The sequence below is a fragment of the Streptomyces deccanensis genome (assembly GCF_022385335.1).
GTDB lineage: Bacteria > Actinomycetota > Actinomycetes > Streptomycetales > Streptomycetaceae > Streptomyces > Streptomyces deccanensis.
The window spans coordinates 7269807-7290525 of the sequence record NZ_CP092431.1; the positions used below are offsets into that span (position 1 = coordinate 7269807).

18 protein-coding genes are annotated in these 20719 nt (G+C 71.0%); 14 read left to right on the forward strand and 4 right to left on the reverse strand.

Translation table 11 applies throughout. The features are described 5' to 3' along the window. Positions 1 to 50: 50 nt before the first annotated feature. From recG to mutM, 8 genes are all read left to right on the forward strand, one after another. Positions 51 to 2264 carry an ATP-dependent DNA helicase RecG gene (recG, locus tag L3078_RS32365; RefSeq protein ID WP_239757469.1) on the forward strand — a complete coding sequence of 738 codons (2214 nt, stop codon included), beginning with the start codon at positions 51 to 53 and terminating at the stop codon, positions 2262 to 2264. 89 nt (positions 2265 to 2353) lie between these two features. After that, the gene (gene rsmD, locus L3078_RS32370) at positions 2354 to 3067 is read left to right on the forward strand and encodes a 16S rRNA (guanine(966)-N(2))-methyltransferase RsmD (protein WP_275593230.1); all 714 of its coding nucleotides are present in this window, start codon (positions 2354 to 2356) and stop codon (positions 3065 to 3067) included. Positions 3068 to 3093: 26 nt separating this feature from the next. Continuing rightward, positions 3094 to 3573 (forward strand): pantetheine-phosphate adenylyltransferase, encoded by a 480-nt coding sequence (coaD, locus tag L3078_RS32375; protein ID WP_033526906.1) that lies wholly within the window; start codon positions 3094 to 3096, stop codon positions 3571 to 3573. Between the two features lie 89 nt (positions 3574 to 3662). Continuing rightward, complete coding sequence (locus tag L3078_RS32380; RefSeq protein WP_239760544.1) at positions 3663 to 4745, forward strand: ATP synthase subunit B family protein; 1083 nt, start codon at positions 3663 to 3665, stop codon at positions 4743 to 4745. A gap of 125 nt (positions 4746 to 4870) precedes the next feature. Next, on the forward strand, positions 4871 to 5515 hold the full coding sequence (locus tag L3078_RS32385) for a YceD family protein (RefSeq protein WP_239757471.1): 645 nt from the start codon (positions 4871 to 4873) through the stop codon (positions 5513 to 5515). Positions 5516 to 5517: 2 nt separating this feature from the next. Beyond that, positions 5518 to 5691 carry a 50S ribosomal protein L32 gene (gene rpmF, locus L3078_RS32390; RefSeq protein WP_007493396.1) on the forward strand — a complete coding sequence of 58 codons (174 nt, stop codon included), beginning with the start codon at positions 5518 to 5520 and terminating at the stop codon, positions 5689 to 5691. Positions 5692 to 5710: 19 nt separating this feature from the next. Then, positions 5711 to 6535, forward strand: a complete 825-nt coding sequence (gene rnc / locus L3078_RS32395; RefSeq protein ID WP_392310299.1) for a ribonuclease III — start codon at positions 5711 to 5713, stop codon at positions 6533 to 6535. Between the two features lie 260 nt (positions 6536 to 6795). After that, positions 6796 to 7656, forward strand: a complete 861-nt coding sequence (gene mutM / locus L3078_RS32400; RefSeq protein ID WP_239757473.1) for a bifunctional DNA-formamidopyrimidine glycosylase/DNA-(apurinic or apyrimidinic site) lyase — start codon at positions 6796 to 6798, stop codon at positions 7654 to 7656. Here mutM and L3078_RS32405 read toward each other — a convergent pair. Then, on the reverse strand, positions 7629 to 8069 hold the full coding sequence (locus L3078_RS32405; protein ID WP_239757474.1) for a winged helix-turn-helix transcriptional regulator: 441 nt from the start codon (positions 8067 to 8069) through the stop codon (positions 7629 to 7631). The genes mutM and L3078_RS32405 overlap by 28 nt on opposite strands. 67 nt (positions 8070 to 8136) lie before the next feature. Further along, a complete protein-coding gene (locus L3078_RS32410; RefSeq protein ID WP_239757475.1) occupies positions 8137 to 9120 on the reverse strand; it encodes a CAP domain-containing protein in 984 nt (327 codons plus the stop codon). Between the two features lie 190 nt (positions 9121 to 9310). Here L3078_RS32410 and L3078_RS32415 point away from each other — a divergent pair, with 190 nt between their 5' ends. The 4 genes from L3078_RS32415 to L3078_RS32430 all read left to right on the forward strand — a co-directional run bounded on the left by L3078_RS32415 (position 9311) and on the right by L3078_RS32430 (position 15573). Then, a complete protein-coding gene (locus L3078_RS32415) occupies positions 9311 to 9592 on the forward strand; it encodes an acylphosphatase (RefSeq protein WP_239757476.1) in 282 nt (93 codons plus the stop codon). Positions 9593 to 9993: 401 nt separating this feature from the next. Continuing rightward, positions 9994 to 10194, forward strand: coding sequence for a hypothetical protein (locus L3078_RS32420; protein ID WP_005479841.1), 201 nt, complete (start codon positions 9994 to 9996; stop codon positions 10192 to 10194). A gap of 250 nt (positions 10195 to 10444) precedes the next feature. Continuing rightward, positions 10445 to 14065: a chromosome segregation protein SMC gene (gene smc / locus L3078_RS32425; RefSeq protein ID WP_239757477.1), complete on the forward strand. Its 3621-nt coding sequence runs from the start codon at positions 10445 to 10447 to the stop codon at positions 14063 to 14065. 92 nt (positions 14066 to 14157) lie between these two features. Then, the gene (locus tag L3078_RS32430) at positions 14158 to 15573 is read left to right on the forward strand and encodes a sugar porter family MFS transporter (protein WP_239757478.1); all 1416 of its coding nucleotides are present in this window, start codon (positions 14158 to 14160) and stop codon (positions 15571 to 15573) included. Positions 15574 to 15652: 79 nt separating this feature from the next. Here L3078_RS32430 and L3078_RS32435 read toward each other — a convergent pair whose 3' ends face one another. Further along, a complete protein-coding gene (locus L3078_RS32435; RefSeq protein WP_239757479.1) occupies positions 15653 to 16624 on the reverse strand; it encodes an LLM class flavin-dependent oxidoreductase in 972 nt (323 codons plus the stop codon). A gap of 135 nt (positions 16625 to 16759) precedes the next feature. Between L3078_RS32435 and ftsY the strand changes: the two genes are divergently transcribed. After that, positions 16760 to 17959 (forward strand): signal recognition particle-docking protein FtsY, encoded by a 1200-nt coding sequence (gene ftsY, locus L3078_RS32440; protein ID WP_239757480.1) that lies wholly within the window; start codon positions 16760 to 16762, stop codon positions 17957 to 17959. 104 nt (positions 17960 to 18063) lie between these two features. Here ftsY and L3078_RS32445 read toward each other — a convergent pair whose 3' ends face one another. Continuing rightward, the gene (locus tag L3078_RS32445) at positions 18064 to 18720 is read right to left on the reverse strand and encodes a bifunctional DNA primase/polymerase (RefSeq protein WP_239757481.1); all 657 of its coding nucleotides are present in this window, start codon (positions 18718 to 18720) and stop codon (positions 18064 to 18066) included. A gap of 426 nt (positions 18721 to 19146) precedes the next feature. Here L3078_RS32445 and nsdA point away from each other — a divergent pair, with 426 nt between their 5' ends. Continuing rightward, positions 19147 to 20622, forward strand: coding sequence for a transcriptional repressor NsdA (gene nsdA / locus L3078_RS32450; RefSeq protein ID WP_239757482.1), 1476 nt, complete (start codon positions 19147 to 19149; stop codon positions 20620 to 20622). Positions 20623 to 20719: the final 97 nt, after the last annotated feature.

The following is a 20719-nucleotide window of genomic DNA, read 5'->3' on the forward strand; positions in this document are numbered from 1 at the left end:
ACCAGCGGATTTCAAGGACGTATACGGGATTGTCAGTGGCGTGGTGTGCAATGGATCTCGTGCCCGCGCTCGAAGAACCGCTCAAGAACACGCTCGGCGCCGCCACCGCGAAGGTGATGGCCGAGCACCTCGGCCTGCACACCGTCGGCGATCTGCTGCACCACTACCCCCGCAGATACGAGGAGCGCGGCCAGCTCACCCACCTCGCCGACCTGCCGATGGACGAGCACGTCACGGTGGTCGCCCAGGTCGCCGACGCCCGCCTGCACAGCTTCGCCTCCGCCAAGGCCCCCCGCGGCAAGGGCCAGCGCCTCGAAGTCACCATCACCGACGGCAGCGGCCGCCTCCAGCTCGTCTTCTTCGGCAACGGCGTGCACAAACCCCACAAGGACCTCCTCCCCGGCACCCGCGCCCTCTTCGCCGGCAAGGTCTCCGTCTTCAACCGCCGCCTCCAACTCGCCCACCCGGCCTACGAACTGCTGCGCGGCGACGACGACACGGAGACCGTCGACACCTGGGCCGGCGCCCTCATCCCGATCTACCCGGCCACCGCCAAGCTGGAGTCCTGGAAGATCGCCAAGGCGGTCCAGACGGTCCTCCCGAGCGCCCAGGAGGCCGTGGACCCCCTGCCCGAGTCGTTGCGGGCGGGCCGCGGCCTGGTCTCGCTCCCCGAGGCCCTCTTGAAGATCCACCGTCCCCAGACCAAGGCCGACCGGGACAGCGCCCGCGACCGCCTCAAGTGGGACGAGGCCTTCGTCCTCCAAGTCGCCCTCGCCCGCCGCCGCCACGCCGACGCCCAGCTCCCCGCCGTCGCCCGCCGCCCCGCCCCCGAAGGCCTCCTCACCGCCTTCGACGCCCGCCTCCCCTTCACCCTCACAGAGGGCCAGCAAAAGGTCTCCAAGGAGATCTTCGACGACCTGGCCACCGAACACCCGATGCACCGGCTGCTCCAGGGCGAGGTCGGAAGCGGTAAGACCATGGTGGCCCTCCGAGCCATGCTCGCCGTCGTCGACGCGGGTGGGCAGGCGGCCATGCTCGCGCCCACCGAGGTGCTTGCTCAGCAGCACCACCGGTCGGTGACGGAGATGATGGGGGAGCTGGCCGAGGGCGGGATGCTGGGCGGCGCCGAGCACGCCACCAAGGTGGTGCTGCTCACCGGCTCGATGGGCGCGGCCGCCCGTCGCCAGGCGCTGCTGGACCTGGTCACCGGCGAGGCCGGCATCGCCATCGGCACGCACGCGCTGATCGAGGACAAGGTCCAGTTCCACGACCTGGGCCTGGTCGTCGTGGACGAGCAGCACCGCTTCGGCGTCGAGCAGCGCGACGCCCTGCGCGGCAAGGGCAAACAGCCGCCGCACCTCCTCGTCATGACGGCCACGCCCATCCCGCGCACGGTCGCCATGACCGTCTTCGGCGACCTGGAGACCTCGGTCCTGGACCAGCTCCCCGCCGGCCGCTCACCCATCGCCAGCCATGTCGTCCCGGCCGCCGACAAGCCCCACTTCCTCGCCCGCGCCTGGGAACGCGTCCGCGAGGAGGTGGCGAACGGCCACCAGGCGTACGTCGTCTGCCCGCGCATCGGCGACGACGTCGACGAGCCCGGCGACCCGAAGAAGGCCAGGAAGTCCCCGGAGGACGAGGCCGAGAAGCGCCCCCCGCTCGCCGTCCTCGACGTCGCCGACCAGCTCGCCAAGGGCCCTCTCCAGGGCCTGAGGGTCGAGGTCCTGCACGGCAGGATGCACCCCGACGACAAGGACGCGGTCATGCGCCGCTTCGCCGCCGGCGAGACCCAGGTCCTGGTCGCCACCACGGTCATCGAGGTCGGCGTGAACGTCCCGAACGCCACCGCCATGGTGATCATGGACGCCGACCGCTTCGGTGTCTCCCAGCTGCACCAGCTCCGCGGCCGGGTGGGCCGGGGCTCCGCCGCCGGGCTCTGCCTCCTCGTCACCGAGATGCCCGAGGCCAGCGCCGCCCGCCAGCGCCTGGGCGCCGTCGCCTCCACCCTCGACGGCTTCGAACTCTCCCGCATCGACCTCGAACAACGCCGCGAGGGCGATGTCCTCGGTCAGGCCCAGTCCGGCGCCCGCACCAGCCTCCGCATGCTCACCGTCATCGACGACGAGGAGATCATCGCGGAGGCGAGGGAGGAAGCGGCGGCGGTGGTCGCGGCCGACCCGGACCTGGAGCACCTCCCGGCGCTACGGACAGCCCTGGACGCCCTGTTGGACGAGGAGAGGGAGCAGTACCTGGACAAGGGCTGAGGACCGGCGCCCCCGAGCTGAGGGTCGGCCGCGCCCGCAGCAGGCAACAAGGGGCCGAGGGTCCCCGCGCCCTTCAGGGGCGCGGGGAACTGCGCGAGCAACCCCCACGGACCCGCAGTCGCCCACGACAATCGGACGCACCCCACCAGGCGCCCTCTCCCTCCTCCACCTGCCAGACTGGACCCGTAGCCGCCCCCTGCCACAAGGACCCGAAGATGACCCGCGTGATCGCCGGCGCCGCCGGCGGACGCCGCCTCGCCGTCCCGCCGGGCAACGGCACCCGCCCCACCTCCGACCGCGCCCGGGAGGGCCTCTTCTCCACCTGGCAGTCCCTCCTCGGCGGCCCCCTCCACGGCGAACGGGTCCTCGACCTGTACGCCGGCTCCGGCGCCGTGGGCCTGGAGGCCCTCTCCAGAGGCGCGGGCCACACCCTGCTCGTGGAGGCCGACGCCCGCGCCGCGAGAACGATCCGCGACAACGTCCGATCGCTCGGCCTGCCCGGCGCCGAGGTGAGACCGGGCAAAGCCGAACAGATCATCCAGGGCCCGGCGCCGGCCGAGCCGTACGACCTCGTCTTCCTGGACCCCCCGTACGCCGTCTCGGACGACGATCTTCGGGAGATCCTGCTCACACTCCGTACCGGGGGCTGGCTCGGCGACGAAGCCCTCGTCACCGTGGAGCGCAGCACCAGAGGCGGTGAATTCGCCTGGCCGACCGGTTTCGAAGCCATCAGGGCCCGTCGCTACGGCGAGGGAACGTTTTGGTACGGTCGCGCCGCCTCTACGTGCGAAGACGCACGATGACCGGACCGGAGAGCGAGGGATCCCAAGTGCGCCGTGCCGTCTGTCCCGGGTCGTTCGACCCCATCACCAACGGACACCTCGACATCATTGGCCGCGCCTCCAAGTTGTACGACGAGGTCTATGTCGCGGTGATGATCAACAAGTCCAAGAAGGGCCTCTTCGAGGTCGACGAGCGGATCGAGCTGATCCGCCAGGTCACCGCCGAGTACGCGAACGTACGGGTGGAGGCCTTCCACGGACTGCTGGTCGACTTCTGCAAGCAGCGCGACATCCCGGCCATCGTCAAGGGCCTGCGCGCGGTCAGCGACTTCGACTACGAGCTGCAGATGGCCCAGATGAACATCGGCCTGTCGGGCGTGGAGACCCTCTTCGTGCCCACCAACCCCACCTACAGCTTCCTGTCGTCCTCCCTGGTCAAGGAGGTCGCCACCTGGGGCGGCGACGTCTCCCACCTGGTGCCCCCGCTGGTCCTCGAAGCGCTGGCCGAGCGACTGAAGCGGGACTGAGCGGACGAACGTCCCCCGCTGGCCGTACAGTCGACCCGACCGTCTCCAACACAGCTGTAGAGAGTGGCGAGCACACGGTGGACCACACGGTGGACGTGCAGAAGAAGCTCGACGAGATCGTCTCGGTGGTCTCCGGCGCCCGATCCATGCCCATGTCGGCCTCGTGCGTGGTCAACCGCGCCGAACTGCTCTCCCTGCTCGACGAACTGCGCGCGGCCCTGCCCGACTCCCTCGCCCAGGCGCGGGAGCTGATCGGCGACCGCGACCACATGGTCGAGCGGGCCCGCCAGGAGGCCGAGCGGATCGTCGCGAACGCGCACGCCGAGCGCGGCTCCCTGATCTCCGACACCGAGGTCGCCCGCCGCTCCCAGAACGAGGCCGACCGCATCCTCGGCGAGGCCCGCCGGGAGGCCGAGGAGGTCCGCGCCGAGGCCGACGAGTACGTCGACTCCAAGCTCGCCAACTTCGAGGTCGTCCTCACCAAGACCCTCGGTTCGGTGGGCCGTGGCCGCGAGAAGCTCCTGGGCACGGGTCCCGGCCTCGACGAGCAGGGCTACGAGGACGAGGACGCCCCCGAGCGCAGCCACGACCCCGAGACCCTGCGCAAGGACGCCGACGCCTACGTGGACGCCAAGCTCGGCGCCTTCGAGGCGGTCCTCGCCAAGACCCTGGAGGCCGTCGGCCGCGGCCGGCAGAAGCTGCACGGCCGGATCGCCACCGACGACCTCGGCGCCCTCGCCCTGAACGACGACGGCACCTCCCCGCAGCCCACCAGCGACGCCGACTACCTGGCCGGCCTCGCCGAGCTGGCCGACACCCCCGCCTCCCAGTCCCCGTCCCTGCCGGAGCAGCCCTCGTACGGGCAGCAGCAGGACTCCTACGGGGCGACGGCGTACCAGCAGGACCCCTACGGCTACCAGCAGCAGTACGCCCAGCCCCAGCAGGCCGCCGACCCCTACGGCTACCAGCAGGCCGACCCGTACGCGGCCGGCTACCCGCAGCAGCCCGCGTACGACCCGAACCAGGGGCAGCAGGGCCCCCAGGGGCACCAGGACCAGCAGGGGCACCAGGGGTACGCGCAGCCGCAGGGGAACACGCTCGACGAGACCAGCCTCTTCGACACCACCATGATCACGGCGGAGCAGTTGCGCCGCTACGAGCAGGGCCGCTGACAGCGGATTGGGCCGATAGCGAAAGGTCCAGTATCCTGGCTCTTCGGTCGCGTGTACGTCCGCGATCAACGCTGCCCGGGATCATCGAAGGGCGGTGTTCTCGAGTTTCAAGATCGAAAGCAGGAATGGCCCTGAACGCCCGCCTCGACCACCGCAACCCTCTCGTGTTCGACACACACGAGCTGGGGCGGCGTCCTGGCGCGCTGCAGCGCCTGACCCGCGAGATCGACGCTCCCAAGGATCTCGGGATCCACGGAGTGATCGGAGTGCCGGAAGGCGCGCCGGTGGAACTCGGACTCCGTCTGGAGTCGGTCATGGAAGGTGTGCTTGTCACAGGCACCGCCCGTGCACGGGCCAAGGGGGAGTGCGTAAGGTGTCTGGAGCCGCTGGAGCTGGAGCTCGAAGCGGACTTCCAGGAGATGTTCTCGTACCCTGACGCCGACGACCGGGGCCGCCCCAAGGCGGAGCCGGCCGACGACGCCGAGGAAGACGAGGACAGGCTCTTCATCGAGGACGGCCTGTTCGACCTCGAACCCGTGCTGCGCGATGCGGTGGTGCTCGCACTGCCGATGCAGCCGGTGTGCCAGGACGACTGCCCCGGCCTGTGCTCCGAGTGCGGAGCCCGGCTCGCGGACGACCCGGACCACCACCACGACGCCGTCGACATCCGTTGGGCGGCACTGCAGGGACTCGCCGGTTCACTCGAAGACGGCGAGAAGGACGAGATGAGCGGCGCCGATTCCGGTGTCGACGAGAAGCAGGAGAAGTAGCCGTGGCTGTTCCGAAGCGGAAGATGTCGCGCAGCAACACGCGCCACCGCCGGTCGCAGTGGAAGGCTGCGGTCCCCACCCTGGTTGCGTGCGAGCGCTGCCACGAGCCCAAGCTGCAGCACATCGCGTGCCCGTCTTGCGGCACCTACAACAAGCGCCAGGTCCTCGAGGTCTGAGCGGCTGGTGAGAGGCTCTATGTCTGACGCCAAGGCGGAGACCAACGCCAAGAAAAAGGCGGAGAACACAGCCTCGTCCCACACGCTTCTGGAAGGGCGGCTCGGCTACCAGCTCGAGTCCGCCCTTCTGGTGCGTGCGCTGACGCACCGTTCGTACGCGTACGAGAACGGCGGTCTGCCCACCAACGAGCGCCTGGAGTTCCTCGGGGACTCCGTCCTCGGCCTCGTGGTCACGGACACGCTGTACCGCACCCACCCCGACCTGCCCGAAGGCCAACTGGCCAAGCTGCGGGCCGCGGTGGTCAACTCTCGTGCGCTGGCGGAGGTGGGCCGCGGGCTCGACCTCGGCTCCTTCATCCGGCTCGGCCGGGGTGAAGAGGGCACAGGCGGCCGGGACAAGGCATCCATCCTCGCCGACACCCTCGAAGCGGTGATCGGTGCGGTCTATCTCGACCAGGGGCTCGACTCCGCGGCGGAGCTGGTGCACCGCCTGTTCGACCCGTTGATCGAGAAGTCCTCGAACCTCGGAGCCGGCCTGGACTGGAAGACCAGTCTCCAGGAGCTCACCGCGACCGAGGGGCTCGGCGTGCCCGAGTACCTGGTCACGGAGACCGGCCCCGACCACGAGAAGACCTTCACAGCTGCCGCCCGCGTCGGAGGCGTCTCGTACGGCACCGGCACCGGCCGCAGCAAGAAGGAAGCGGAGCAGCAGGCGGCCGAGTCCGCCTGGCGTGCGATCCGCGCCGCGGCGGACGAGCGGGCGAAGGCGGCGGCGGCCGAGGCCGTGGCCGCGGCCGCCGCCGACGACACCGCGGACACACCTTCGGACACCGCCCCGGCGTGACGCCGAGGGCTGCCGCCCCCGAAGCCCCGCGAGGGGACGAGGGGGCGGCTTCGGCGCGTTGTCAGGTGCGGGTGTGTGGGGGCTGGTCGCGCAGTTCCCCGCGCCCCTGAAAAGCAGAGGCTGCGCCCCGTGCTTTTTCGGCCCGAAAGGGCCGTAGGCCCTTACGGGGCGCGGGGAACTGCGCGAGAAGCCCCACCGGACCCGCACCCACCCCCCGACCTCACCCCTTCACGCCCCCCGCTCAACCCCCGGAGGACCCCGTGCCCGAACTGCCCGAGGTCGAGGTCGTCCGACGCGGTCTGGAACGCTGGGTGGCGCACCGCACCGTCGCCGACGTCGAGGTGCTGCATCCCCGGGCGATCCGCCGTCACCTGGCCGGCCCGGAGGACTTCGCGCACCGGCTCAAGGGGCACCGCATCGGTGAGCCCAGCCGGCGTGGGAAGTACCTGTGGCTGCCCGTGGAGGACACCGGGATCGCCGTTCTCGCGCACCTCGGCATGAGCGGCCAGCTGCTCGTGCAGCCGCACGACGCGGTCGACGAGAAGCACCTCAGGATCCGTGTCCGCTTCGCGGACGACCTCGCCACCGAACTGCGCTTCGTCGACCAACGCACCTTCGGGGGACTGTCGTTGCACGACACCACCTCCGACGGTCTGCCGGACGTCATCGCGCACATCGCCCGCGACCCCCTCGACCCGCAGTTCGACGCCGAGGCCTTCCACCAGGCACTGCGGCGGAAGCGTACGACGATCAAACGGGCCCTGCTCGACCAGTCGTTGATCAGCGGGGTCGGCAACATCTACGCGGACGAGGCGCTCTGGCGGGCGAGGATCCACTACGAGCGCCCCACCGCCGGTTTCACCCGCCCGCGCACCACCGAACTCCTGGGCCACGTACGGGATGTGATGAACGCGGCCCTCGCGGTGGGCGGCACCAGCTTCGACAGCCTCTACGTCAACGTGAACGGCGAGTCGGGGTACTTCGACCGGTCCCTGGACGCGTACGGCCGTGAGGGGCTGCCGTGCCGCCGCTGTGCCACGCCCATGCGGCGGCGGCCGTGGATGAACCGGTCCAGCTACTTCTGCCCGACGTGTCAGCGGGCGCCGCGCGTCGCGTCGTAGCGCTCGCGGGACCGGAGCACCTCCTCCATGCGGTCCTCCACACAGGTGATGAGGGCCAGCAGGCGCTCGGAGACCTCGCGGCCGAGCGGAGTGAGGCTGTAGTCGACGCGGGGCGGGTTGGTGGGCTGCGCGTCGCGGTGGACCAGGCCGTCGCGCTCCAGGGCGTGCAGCGTCTGGGAGAGCATCTTCTCGCTGACGCCGTCGACGCGGCGCCGCAGCTCGTTGAAGCGGAGCGAGCTCTCGTGCAGCGCGCCCATCGTGAGGACGCCCCAACGGCCCGTGACGTGCTCCAGGGTGCCCCGGGAAGGACAGTTCCTGGCGAACACGTCGAAGGCGAACTCGTCGACGTTCACGGCGTCCGTGCCCGCGAGGGCCCGCGCGGGCGTCACAGCGGTCTGCGCGGCTGATTCCATACCCCGAGGATACTCCGGCACAGCGCTAGCCAGAAGATTGCACTAACTGTTGGTTAGCGAGGTCGTCTCAGTAGCCGAAATCCTGCGTCCACCACGGGCCGCCGTCGCCCAGGACGACGCCGACTCCGAGGGTCTTGAAGTCGCAGTTCAGGATGTTCGCCCGGTGGCCGGGGCTGTTCATCCAGGCCTCCATGACCGCTTCGGCGGTGGCCTGGCCGCGGGCGATGTTCTCGCCGCCGAGGCCGGTGATCCCGAGGGCGGCCGCGCGGTCCCAGGGGTCCGAGCCGTCGGGGTCGGTGTGGTCGAAGAAGCCGCGCAGGGCCATGTCCTCGCTGAACGCCTCGGCCAGCTTCGCCAGGTCGCTGTTGGCCGCCACCGGCTGGCAGCCCGCCTTGGCCCGCTCCTCGTTGACCAGCAGGAGGACCGCGGCCTCGGCCTGGGTCTCGGAGGAGAGCTCCGCCGGAGAAGTGGTGTCCTTCTCCTTGCCCTTCTCCTTCTCCTTGGTGGGCTTCTCGGAGGGCGTCTTGGTCTTCTGCGAGCCGGGGACCTTGTCCGCCTCCTCGGCGGGCTTCTTCTCGGACGGCGTGGTCGAGGGGGCCGGGGTCGTAGGAGAGGCCTCGCGCTGGGCGTCGCGGCTGGTGGACTCGTCCTCGCGCTGTTCCTGCGCGGCGCCGTCCGTACCACCCTGCTGGATGGGCGCACCCGTCGGCGAGCCGGCGGGGACCACCGTCTCGTTGGCGTTGCCGCCACTGATCGTGTACTGGTCGCCGCCCGGCAGGACCCCGGTGGCCACCGCGACGGTGCCGAGGGCGACGGCGGCGGAGACACCGAGGAGACCGGTCTTCACGGGCGTCACGGTCTTCTTCTTGCGGCGGCGCGAGCCACCGCTCCGCGCGGAGGCCTTGGCGTCGGCCTCCAGGAACTCGGCGAACCCGTACAGGTTCTCCGGACCGTAGTGCGGCTCATCGGAGACGAAGCCTCGGTCAGTGACCCCGGCGGCGCGGCCCCCCCTGGCGGCGCGGCCGGCGGCGGAGCGTCGGTGGCGTCCCATGTCTTGGCCTTCCTCGTCCTTGCGGTGTCCTGCGGTCAACGTTGGGGAGTCCGTCAACGTTGTGATCGTGTTCTTCACGAATCTCACACGAAGGAGTGAGTTTCATATGAGATTCATTGGGTCGGGACGGTACAGCATGGCGCCAGGGGAGGGAGAGACCCAGGAGACATTGGCCCGTTAGCGTGCAGGCATGAGCGAGGATGTACGGCTGGTCGCCTGGGTGCGTGGACGGGTGCAAGGTGTGGGTTTCCGCTGGTTCACCCGGGCCAGGGCCCTGGAGATCGGCGGCCTGAGTGGTTTTGCTCTCAATTTGGCCGACGGACGGGTCCAGGTGGTCGCCGAGGGCCCGCGCGAGGCGTGCCAGGGGCTGCTGGAGTGGCTCCAGAGTGACGACACGCCCGGGCGCGTGGTGGGTGTGACCGAGATCTGGGACACACCGCGAGGGGGGTACGAGGGCTTCGCCATCCGCTGATCCGCCGGGCGTGAGGAGCCGGGCGAGAGCGGAGGGGAGCGCCACCGGCATATGCCAGGAGCATGCACAAACCAGAAATGTGCAGGTGATTGCCAAGACGCGTTTGTCGTGGCAGGCTCCGACGAAAGGATGATCCCCTCGCTCCGCCGGCCAGGAGAGGTCCCGGAAACGCCGCAGCGTCGCCCGTTCGGGGCCGCGCGGCAGTGGGATGCCCGCCATTGCGGGGCGTGATCGTGTTGACCGTCAAACTTTTTGGTGAGACGCTAAAAGCAACCCCGCGCACCTTAGCTGTTTGGCATGAAGACGGCAGCAAAAACTCAACAGTGCCAAGCATCGCGGGTGCGTTTCCCTCACGACCCACACCGCTTCGGTCGGTCACTCAGTGTGGAGGACCATCCATCATGGCAAAGGCGCTTCTCGGTTACGTCGGCGGCTCCGACCCGCGACTCCTCGCCGAGATGCGACGGCTCCAGCAGCGTGTCCAGGACCTGGAATCCGAGCTCGGACGCATCCAGGCGGAGAACGACGCGCTGACGGCTGCCGCTTCTCACGACTCGCTCATGGAGCTCGACGCACGCCAGGCGGAGCCTGCGCTCACCTGATCACTGCATCGCAGCACGACAGACAGCAGTGGTTGGGCTGCCCGTATCAACCGCTAAGTTGTCAGATCTGCAAGGGACGCCTTCTCTCGAGGCGTCCCTTCTTTCTGTCCCAAGTTGTTCCGAGCCCCGCCTCGGTCCCCGGCCCCCGAACCCACCTCACCCTCTTTAACGTCTGATGTGCCCTGCACGTTCATGGGCGAAACCGCGCGTTCATGGAGTGAGACAAGGCCGGAAGGTAGAGTCCAGCGCCGTGCACCTCAAGGCCCTGACCCTCCGAGGGTTCAAATCGTTCGCCTCGGCGACCACGCTCCGGTTCGAACCGGGCATCACGTGCGTCGTCGGGCCCAACGGTTCGGGCAAGTCCAACGTCGTGGACGCGCTCAGCTGGGTCATGGGCGAACAGGGCGCCAAGTCGCTGCGCGGCGGAAAGATGGAGGACGTCATCTTCGCCGGCACCACCGGGCGTCCCCCGCTCGGCCGCGCGGAGGTGTCCCTGACCATCGACAACTCCGACGGGGCCCTCCCCATCGAGTACTCCGAGGTCACGATCACGCGGATCATGTTCCGCAACGGCGGCAGCGAGTACCAGATCAACGGCGACACCTGCCGACTCCTCGACATCCAGGACCTGCTCTCCGACTCCGGCATCGGCCGCGAGATGCACGTCATCGTCGGCCAGGGCCAGCTCGACTCCGTCCTGCACGCCGACCCCATGGGCCGCCGCGCCTTCATCGAGGAGGCCGCCGGGGTCCTCAAGCACCGCAAGCGCAAGGAGAAGGCGCTCCGGAAACTGGACGCCATGCAGGCCAACCTGGCCCGCGTCCAGGACCTCACCGACGAACTCCGCCGCCAGCTCAAGCCGCTGGGCCGCCAGGCCGCCGTCGCCCGCCGGGCCGCCGTCATCCAGGCCGACCTGCGCGACGCACGCCTGCGCCTGCTCGCCGACGATCTCGTACGCCTCCACGCGGCGCTCCGTACGGAGGTCGCCGACGAGGCCGCGCTGAAGCAGCGCAAGGAGGCCGCCGAGAGCGAGCTGAAGAAGGCGCTCCAGCGGGAGGCCCAGCTGGAGGGGGAGGTGCGCCGGCTCGCTCCGCGCCTCCAGCGCGCCCAGGAGACCTGGTACGAGCTGTCGCAGCTCGCCGAACGGGTGCGCGGCACGATCTCCCTGGCGGACGCCCGGGTCAAGAGCGCCACCTCCGCGCCCCCCGAGGAGCGGCGCGGCCGTGACCCGGAGGACATGGAGCGCGAGGCGGCCCGCATCCGCGAACAGGAGGCCGAACTCGAAGCGGCTCTGGAGGCGGCCGAGCGGGCCCTGGAGGACACGGTCGAGCACCGCGCCGAGCTGGAGCGCGAACTGATGGTCGAGGAACGCCGGCTGAAGGACGTCGCCCGTTCCATCGCCGACCGCCGCGAGAGCCTCGCCCGCCTGGGCGGACAGGTCAACGCCGCCCGCTCCCGGGCGGCCTCGGCCCAGTCCGAGATCGACCGCCTCGCCGCCGCCCGTGACGAGGCACGCGAACGCGCCGCCGCGGCGCAGGAGGAGTACGAGGCGCTCAAGGCCGAGGTCGACCACCTCGACGCCGACGACTCCGACCTGGCCGAACAGCACGACGCCGCGAAGCGCGCCCTGGCCGAGGCCGAGGCCGCCCTCGCCGCCGCCCGCGAGGCCACGACCACAGCCGAACGCCGCCGCGCCGCCACTCAGGCCCGCCACGAAGCCCTCGCCCTGGGCCTGCGCCGCAAGGACGGCACGGGCGCGCTGCTCGGTGCGAAGGACCGGCTCGGGGGGTTGCTGGGTCCGGCCGCCGAGCTCCTGACGGTGACCCCGGGGCACGAGGTCGCACTGGCGGCGGCCTTCGGCGCGGCCGCCGACGCGATCGCCGTGACGAGCCCGGCCTCCGCCGCCGAGGCCATCCGCCTGCTGCGCAAACAGGACGCGGGCCGGGCGGCCCTGCTGCTGGCAGGGGCGCCCGAAGACCTGACCTCCGCCTCGCCAAGGGGCGTGGGGAACGGCGTGACCAGCCACGACGGACCCACGGACGACAGGCACCCCCTCCCTGCATCCCCTCCCGCATACTTCGCCGCGGACCTGGTCCGAGCCCCCTCCGACCTCACCCCCGCAGTCCGCCGCCTCCTCCACCGCATCGTCGTCGTGGACACCCTCGAAGACGCCGAGGCCCTCGTCTACGCGCGCCCCGACCTCACCGCGGTCACCGCCGAGGGCGACCTGCTCGGAGCCCACTTCGCCCACGGCGGCTCGGCCGGGGCACCGAGCCTGCTGGAGGTGCAGGCCGCCGTCGACGAGGCGGCGGCCGAGCTGGAGGAACTGGCCGTACGGTGCGAGGAGTTGGCCGAGGCCCAGCAGAACGCGGTCGAGCTGCGCCGCGAGCGGGCCGGAACCGTGGAGGAGCTGGGGGAGCGGCGCCGGGCGGGCGAGCGGGAGAAGTCCGCCGTCGCCCAGCAGCTCGGGCGGCTGGCCGGGCAGGCGCGAGGCGCCGCCGGGGAGGCCGAGCGGTCCACGGCCGCCGCCGCACGCGCCCAGGAGGCGCTCGACAAGGCCGTACAGGACGCCGAGGAGCTGGCCGAACGGCTCGCGGTGGCCGAGGAGATGCCCGTCGAGGAGGAGCCGGACACCTTCGTACGGGATCGGCTCGCGGCGGACGGGGCCAACGCGCGGCAGACCGAGATGGAGGCCCGCCTCCAGGTGCGGACGCACGAGGAGCGGGTCAAGGGGCTCGCGGGGCGCGCGGATTCGCTCGACCGCGCCGCGCGCGCCGAGCGCGAGGCGCGGGCGCGAGCCGAACAGCGCAGGGCACGGCTGCGGCACGAGGCGGCCGTGGCCGAGGCCGTCGCCTCCGGCGCCCGGCAGCTGCTCCGCCACGTCGAGGTCTCCCTCGGGCGCGCGGAGCGGGAACGCACCGCCGCCGACGCGGCCAAGGCACGCCGCGAGCAGGAACTCGGGCAGGCTCGTGGCGAGGGGCGTGAGCTCAAGGCGGAGCTGGACAAGCTGACCGACTCCGTCCACCGGGGCGAGGTGCTCGGTGCCGAGAAGCGGATGCGGATCGAGCAGCTGGAGACCAAGGCGCTGGAGGAGCTGGGCGTCGAACCGGAGGGGCTGATCGCGGAGTACGGACCCGACCAGCTGGTCCCGCCGTCGCCGCCGGCGGAGGGGGAGGAGCTGCCGGAGGACCCGGAGCATCCCCGCAACCAGCCGAAGACGTTCCACCGGGCCGAGCAGGAGAAGCGGCTCAGGGCGGCCGAGCGGGCGTACCAGCAGCTCGGCAAGGTCAATCCGCTGGCGCTGGAGGAGTTCGCGGCGCTGGAGGAGCGGCACAAGTTCCTCAGCGAGCAGCTGGAGGACCTGAAGAAGACCCGCGCCGATCTGCTGCAGGTGGTGAAGGAGGTCGACGAGCGGGTCGAGCAGGTCTTCACCGAGGCGTACTGGGACACCGCACGGGAGTTCGAGGGGGTGTTCGGCCGGCTCTTCCCGGGAGGCGAGGGACGGCTGATCCTCACCGACCCGGACAACATGCTCACCACCGGCGTCGACGTCGAGGCCAGGCCGCCGGGCAAGAAGGTCAAGCGGCTGTCCCTGCTCTCCGGCGGGGAGCGTTCGCTGACCGCCGTCGCCATGCTGGTGTCGATCTTCAAGGCGCGGCCCAGCCCGTTCTATGTGATGGACGAGGTCGAGGCGGCGCTCGACGACACCAACCTCCAGCGGCTGATCCGGATCATGCAGGAGCTGCAGGAGGCGTCGCAGCTGATCGTGATCACCCACCAGAAGCGGACCATGGAGGTCGCCGACGCGCTGTACGGCGTGTCGATGCAGGGCGACGGTGTCTCGAAGGTGATCAGCCAGCGGCTGCGTTAGGCGATTCCGAGCGCGGGTAGGCGGGGCTGGTCCAGCAGATCATCAGGCCCGTTCCCCCGACATCGGCGACGTGCCCGCCGAGGAGTACAGACGTGACCAGCACAGCGCAGCCCAGGGCAGGAGCTCGCGGCGCCCAGCCCGACCATCTCTCGCACGTGATCTTCATCGCGGCGGCGGCCGCGATGGGCGGCTTCCTCTTCGGCTACGACAGCGCCGTGATCAACGGCGCCGTCGAGGCCATCCGCCACCGCTACGACATCGGCTCCACGGCCCTGGCACAGGTCATCGCCGTCGCCCTCATCGGCTGCGCCGTCGGGGCGGCCACCGCGGGACGGATAGCCGACCGCATCGGCCGCATCCGGTGCATGCAGATCGCGGCCGCCCTCTTCACGGTCAGCGCCGTCGGTTCCGCGCTCCCCTTCGCGCTCTGGGACCTCGCCTTCTGGCGGACCGTCGGCGGCTTCGCCATCGGCATGGCGTCCGTCATCGGCCCCGCCTACATCGCCGAGGTCGCCCCGCCCGCCTACCGGGGCCGCCTCGGCTCGTTCCAGCAGGCCGCGATCGTCGTCGGCATCGCCGTCTCCCAGCTCGTCAACTGGGGCATCCTCAACGCCGCCGACGGCGACCAGCGCGGTGAACTGCTCGGCCTGGAGGCCTGGCAGATCATGCTCGGCGTCATGGTCGTCCCGGCCGTGCTCTACGGCCTGCTCTCCTTCGCGATCCCCGAGTCCCCGCGCTTCCTGATCTCCGTCGGCAAGCACGAGCGCGCCCGTGAGGTGCTTGCCGAGGTCGAGGGCGACGACGTCGACCTGGACGCCCGGGTGGCCGAGATCGAGTCGGCCATGCGGCGCGAGGACAAGTCGACCTTCAAGGACCTGCTCGGCGGCAGCTTCCTCTTCAAGCCGATCGTCTGGATCGGCATCGGCCTGTCGGTCTTCCAGCAGTTCGTGGGCATCAACGTCGCCTTCTACTACTCCGCGACGCTGTGGCAGTCCGTGGGCGTCGACCCCAGCGAGTCGTTCTTCTACTCCTTCACGACCTCGATCATCAACATCGTCGGCACCGTCATCGCGATGATCTTCGTCGACCGGATCGGCCGCAAGCCGCTCGCCCTCATCGGCTCCGTCGGCATGGTCATCGGCCTCGCCCTCGAAGCCTGGGCCTTCTCCTACGACCTCGTCGACGGCAAGCTCCCCGCCACCCAGGGCTGGGTCGCCCTGATCGCCGCCCATGTCTTCGTCCTCTTCTTCGCCCTCTCCTGGGGCGTCGTCGTCTGGGTCATGCTCGGCGAGATGTTCCCCAACCGGATCCGCGCCGCGGCCCTCGGCGTCGCGGCCTCCGCCCAGTGGATCGCCAACTGGGCCATCACCGCGAGCTTCCCGTCCCTGGCCGACTGGAACCTCTCCGTCACGTACGTGATCTACACGGTCTTCGCCGCGCTCTCCATCCCGTTCGTCTGGAAGTTCGTGAAGGAGACGAAGGGCAAGGCGCTGGAGGAGATGGGCTAGGGGGAGTCTCGAACCTCACCGCCGTCCCGGCCCGACCGCCGAGCGGGCCGGGGCAGCGGTTCGCCGGGGTGGGCGAAGGTCAGCCGGCGAGGCGCGGCAGTACCCGCTCGGCGAACAGGCGCAGACCCCGCCACCCCTCCTCGAGGGGCATCCCGCCGGCCAGCGGATGCAGGACGTAGTTGTCCAGGCCCAGCGCCACGCACTCGTCCGGCGTGACGATCCGGTACACGCCCTCCGCGCGCAGCTCCGCCACCGTCGACGCCCCCGACCGCACGGCCGACCGGATGCCGGCCGACTGCCAGGAGGCGTACGTCCGCGCCTCGTGCAGGAAGTGGCCGCCGTACTCGGCCCACGCCCGGTCCGGATCCTCCGCGACGTGCAGCAGCGGCGTCTCGGCGGCGGGCATCATCGTCCAGCCCTCCGTGCCGTACTCCACGAGCCGCTCCTTGTAGTACGACTCCAGCTCCGGCAGATGCGCGCTCGGGAAGAAGGGGAGTCCCAGACGTGCCGCCCGGCGCGCGGCCGCCCTGGAGGAACCGCCGACCAGCAGCAGCGGATGGGGCTCGGTGCCCGGACGCGGGGTGACCCGGACCGTGCGCCCCCGGTAGGCGAACGGCTCGCCCGTCCACGCCCGGAGCAGCGTCTCCAGCACCTCGTCCTGCAGCGTGCCGCGCCTCTCCCACTCCACGTCGAACTGCGCGTACTCCTCCGGCCGGTACCCGATCCCGGCCACGGTCACCAGCCGCCCGCCGCTCACCAGATCCAGTACGGCGATGTCCTCCGCCAGCCGCAGCGGATCGTGCAGCGGCCCGATCATCGCCGACACGGTGACCGCGATCCGCCGCGTGGCCCCGAACACCGCCCCCGCGAAGACGAACGGCGACGGCAGCCAGTTGTTCTCGACTCCGTGGTGCTCCTCCGTCTGCACGGTGGCGATGCCCTGCTCGTCGGCGTACGCGGCCATCTCGACGGCGGCCCGGTAGCGGGCCCGCAGCGAGCTGGGCGTGGCGCCGGGCTCGACCAGATTGAAACGGACGACCGTGACGGGCATGGGGACCCCCTTCGGGCGGCTGTGAAGGGGGACGTTAGCTGACGGTTCGTCAGGTAGCCAGGGGTGTGGAAGAGCCGTGTCCCCCCGTACGGCGATCGAACGCGTCGGGGACCGGTCCCGCATACTGGTCCCGTTATGGAACTCATCCTTGCTGTAGTCATCGCCGTGGTCGTGCTCGGCGTGCTGGGCGGGCTCGTCGTAGGCAGCCGCAGGAAGAAGCCGCTGCCCCCGGCTCCCCCCACGACACCCGACATCACCGCCCCCCCGGCCGAGCCGCACGTCGGCGACGAGGCCGAGACGCCGCGCGACGAACCGCGCCGGACGATCGAGGAGGTGGATCTCCCCGACGGTTCGGCGTCGGCGCCCGTGGCCGTCGCGGAACCGCCCGCCGCCCCCGAGATCGAGATCCCCGAACCGACCGCCGGCCGTCTGGTACGGCTGCGCGCCCGGCTCTCCCGCTCCCAGAACGCGCTGGGCAAGGGGCTGCTCACGCTGCTCTCGCGCGAGCACCTCGACGACGACACCTGGGAGGAGATCGAGGACACCCTCCTCACCGCCGACGTGGGCGTCCAGCCCACCCAGGAGCTGGTCGAACGGCTGCGCGAGCGGGTGAAGGTGCTCGGCACCCGCACCCCGGCGGAGCTGCGCACGCTGCTGCGCGAGGAGCTGCTGAAGATCCTCGTCCCCGAGTTCGACCGCGCGGTCCACACCGAGTCGCCGCTCGACACCCCGGGCATCGTGATGGTCGTCGGCGTCAACGGCACCGGCAAGACCACGACCACCGGCAAGCTCGCGCGCGTCCTCGTCGCCGACGGCAAGAACGTCGTCCTCGGCGCCGCCGACACCTTCCGTGCCGCGGCCGCCGACCAGCTCCAGACCTGGGGCGAGCGCGTCGGTGCCCGTACCGTGCGCGGTCCCGAGGGCGGCGACCCGGCGTCGATCGCCTTCGACGCGGTCAAGGAGGGCATCGAGGAGGGCGCCGACGTCGTCCTCATCGACACCGCCGGCCGGCTGCACACCAAGACCGGCCTCATGGACGAGCTCGGCAAGGTCAAGCGCGTCGTCGAGAAGCACGCGCCGCTGGACGAGATCCTGCTCGTCCTCGACGCCACCACCGGTCAGAACGGTCTCGTCCAGGCGCGGGTCTTCGCCGAGGTCGTCGACATCACCGGCATCGTCCTCACCAAGCTCGACGGCACCGCCAAGGGCGGCATCGTGATCGCCGTGCAGCGCGAGCTGGGGGTGCCCGTGAAGCTCGTCGGCCTGGGAGAGGGAGCGGACGACCTGGCGCCGTTCGAGCCCGAGGCGTTCGTGGATGCGCTCATCGGCGACTGACAGGCCGCAGGAGCCTCCGAAATTTCGGAAGTGGTAGCGGAGAAGCGCCCGCCCCCGAGGTGCAGTCGGGGACGGGCGCTTCGCTGTGCGGGCAGCGGCCGGGGTCAGGCCCGGGACCGGTGCGCCACATAGGCCAGGGTGCCCAGCAGCAGTCGCGCGGCCGGTGGCCTGGTCGCCGAGTCGAGCGCGGGGGAGCGGAGCCAGCGGACCGGGCCGAGGCCGCCGCGGTCGGACGGCGGGGCGGTGACATGGGTGCCGGGGCCGAGACCGCGCAGGTCCAGGGCGGAGGGGTCGTCCCAGCCCATGCGGTAGAGCAGGGAGGGCAGCTCGGCTGCGGCGCCGGGGGCGACGAAGAAGTGGGCGCGGCCCTCGGGGGTGGCGATCACGGGGCCGACGGGGAGGCCCATGCGTTCCAGGCGGGCCACGGCGTGTCGCCCGGCCGACTCGGCGACCTCGATCACGTCGAACGAGCGGCCCACCGGCAGCATCACGGAGGCGCCGGGGAACTCGGCCCAGGCCTCGGTCACCTCGTCGAGCGTCGCTCCGGCGCGGACGGGAGGCGCGAAGCCGAGGGGATGCGCGCCGGGCGCGGAGCAGGTGGTCCTGCCGCACGAGCACGCGCCCGAAGCCGTCCGCGCGCCGGGGACGACGTCCCATCCCCAGAGGCCGGTGAACTCGGCCACGGCCGTGCACTCCGAGGTACGGCCGCGTCGACGCGTGCCGGATCGCATCTCCCGGATGCCGCCGATCGTGAAGCCCATGCCCCCTCCAACGGGTCCAGCGCGCGGGTGGTTACGCGACGGAGTCGTCATGCGACGCTCTGCTTCCGCGCGGGCGGCGCACCACGGCACCACGGGTGGTGCGGTCGGCGACGCGCGCCCCTGAATGCATCGCTCCGCCCGCTCCCGGCCGTCATGTGTCAAGTGAATCGCGGACGAGCGACCGTTAGTTCATTCGAAGGGGTGGCGAATGGTGGCGTTTCTGGAATCGCCGTGGCCGGACGCGTGATCGTAGGATTACTTTGAGTGCACGGGGTCTGGGGACGTACACGCTCGTGGGTATGCCGGAGGCAAGTCGTCTTTCCGTTCGATGGGTGACGAAGGTCGGACGTACGGCGTGGTAACCGGCATTCTGGTAGGGCTTGGCGCACACAGCGCACAAGTGGTTTCAGGGATGGGGGCGTTCCAGTGGGCGGCAACGGCGGAAGTGGCACGAACGCTGAGAAGCGCCCGAACGAACTGCTCGGTTCGTGGTTCGTCCGCAGCGGCTGGTCCAAGGGCGAGCTCGCCCGGCAGGTGAACCGCCGGGCCCGCCAGCTCGGCGCCAACCACATCTCCACCGACACCTCCCGCGTACGACGGTGGCTCGACGGGGAGAACCCGCGCGAGCCGATCCCGCGGATCCTGTCCGAGCTGTTCTCCGAGCGGTTCGGCTGTGTCGTCGCCGTGGAGGACCTGGGGCTGCGCGCGGCCCACCAGTCCCCGTCCGTCTCCGGTGTCGACCTGCCCTGGACGGGCCCGCAGACCGTGGCGCTGATCAGCGAGTTCTCGCGCAGCGACCTGATGCTGGCGCGGCGCGGCTTCCTCGGGAGCTCGCTCGCCCTCTCCGCGGGCCCGGCCCTCATCGAGCCGATGCAGCGCTGGCTCGTCCCCGCACCCCCCGCCCCGCGCGCCGAGCCCGAGCCGTCGCCCGTCGCCCGCCGCGCCGGCCGGCTCTCCCAGCCGGAGCTGGACCTCCTCGAATCCACGACCGTGATGTTCCGGCAGTGGGACGCCCAGTGCGGCGGCGGTCTGCGCCGCAAGGCGGTCGTCGGCCAGCTGCACGAGGTGACCGACCTCCTCCAGGAGCCGCAGCCCGAGGCCACCACCCGGAGGCTGTTCAAGGTCGCCGCCGAACTGGCCGAACTGGCCGGCTGGATGAGCTACGACATCGGGCTCCAGCCGACCGCCCAGAAGTACTTCGTCCTCGCCCTGCACGCGGCCAAGGAGGCGGGCGACAAGCCCCTCGGTTCGTACGTCCTGTCCAGCATGAGCCGCCAGATGATCCACCTCGGCCGCCCCGACGACGCGCTCGAACTGATCCATCTCGCCCAGTACGGCAGCCGTGACTGCGCGAGCCCCCGCACCCAGTCGATGCTGTATGCGATGGAGGCCCGCGCCTACGCCAACATGGGCCAGCCCGGCAAGTGCAAACGGGCCGTGCGGATGGCCGAGGATGTCTTCGCGGACGCCGAGGAGTGGGACGACCCGGACCCCGACTGGATCCGCTTCTTCAACGAGGCCGAACTGCACGGCGAGAACAGCCACTCCTACCGCGACCTCGCCTATGTCGCCGGCCGCAGCCCGACCTACGCCTCCCTCGCCGAGCCTGTGATGCGCCGGGCCGTCGAGCTCTTCGCCACGGACACCGAACACCAGCGGTCGTACGCGCTGAACCTCATCGGCATGGCCACCGTGCACCTGCTCCAGCGTGAGCCCGAGCAGGGGGTCGCCATGGCCAAGGAGGCCATGGACGTGGCCCGCAAGGTCCGCTCCGAGCGGGTCAACACCCGCATCCGCAAGACGGTCGACACGGCCGTACGCGATTTCGGTGGTCTCGCCGAGGTCGTCGACCTCACCGACCAGCTCGCCGTCCACCTCCCGGAGACCGCCGAAGCGGTCTGACCCGGCCCGGCGCACCGCCGGGGCCCCTCCACGCCGGCCGCGGCCGGCCATCCCGAACTGCCCGACTCGGCTCCCCCATGCCAGGTCATCGGATGGC

Excerpts from the sequence above, each read along its gene's own strand:
- L3078_RS32445 (WP_239757481.1), bottom strand. The coding sequence starts at position 18,720 with ATGGGCTTCACGATCGGCGGCATCCGGGAGATGCGATCCGGCACGCGT.
- L3078_RS32435 (WP_239757479.1), bottom strand. The coding sequence starts at position 16,624 with ATGCCCGTCACGGTCGTCCGTTTCAATCTGGTCGAGCCCGGCGCCACG.
- L3078_RS32415 (WP_239757476.1), top strand. The coding sequence starts at position 9,311 with ATGAGCGAGGATGTACGGCTGGTCGCCTGGGTGCGTGGACGGGTGCAA.
- L3078_RS32385 (WP_239757471.1), top strand. The coding sequence starts at position 4,871 with ATGGCCCTGAACGCCCGCCTCGACCACCGCAACCCTCTCGTGTTCGAC.
- recG (WP_239757469.1), top strand. The coding sequence starts at position 51 with ATGGATCTCGTGCCCGCGCTCGAAGAACCGCTCAAGAACACGCTCGGC.
- rnc (WP_392310299.1), top strand. The coding sequence starts at position 5,711 with ATGTCTGACGCCAAGGCGGAGACCAACGCCAAGAAAAAGGCGGAGAAC.
- L3078_RS32405 (WP_239757474.1), bottom strand. The coding sequence starts at position 8,069 with ATGGAATCAGCCGCGCAGACCGCTGTGACGCCCGCGCGGGCCCTCGCG.
- ftsY (WP_239757480.1), top strand. The coding sequence starts at position 16,760 with ATGGAACTCATCCTTGCTGTAGTCATCGCCGTGGTCGTGCTCGGCGTG.
- L3078_RS32420 (WP_005479841.1), top strand. The coding sequence starts at position 9,994 with ATGGCAAAGGCGCTTCTCGGTTACGTCGGCGGCTCCGACCCGCGACTC.
- L3078_RS32410 (WP_239757475.1), bottom strand. The coding sequence starts at position 9,120 with ATGGGACGCCACCGACGCTCCGCCGCCGGCCGCGCCGCCAGGGGGGGC.